This window comes from Mesorhizobium sp. M00.F.Ca.ET.216.01.1.1 (assembly GCF_004010325.2).
Taxonomy (GTDB): domain Bacteria; phylum Pseudomonadota; class Alphaproteobacteria; order Rhizobiales; family Rhizobiaceae; genus Mesorhizobium.
The window spans coordinates 1-311 of the sequence record NZ_SADR02000419.1 but is presented as its reverse complement, the minus strand read 5'-3'; the positions used below and the strand labels follow the sequence as shown (position 1 = coordinate 311).

General features: G+C 56.9%; 1 protein-coding gene. It reads right to left on the bottom strand.

Features of this window, described 5'->3' with window-relative positions:
• Position 1: 1 nt before the first annotated feature.
• The coding region (locus EN859_RS38895; protein WP_210237778.1) for a hypothetical protein at positions 2 to 311 on the bottom strand (310 nt) is incomplete at its 5' end.

Below are 311 nucleotides of genomic sequence, written 5' to 3'. Positions count from 1 at the left end.
TTCATGTCAGCTCCAAATAAGCGCTGAACAGAGAAGAACCATTTCCTCCGTCCCCCGCGCTGTCGATAGTGTGGTCTACAGGGCTGCTGTTGTAGATCTTATAGCCAACAATCAGCCGGGAGCCTGCCGTGTCTGTCCCATCGAAAGCAGGAGAGGCCGTCGAAAATGACGGGGCTCCGCTTATTTTGGATGCGCCGCCGATCACCACAAGCGGAGCGGCGCCTCCGGATGACGTCACTGTCTGCGAAACCGGGTCGCCGGTCTGGCATACTTGGTTGACCGAAGCGGAGTTTACAGACACTACAGCTTGG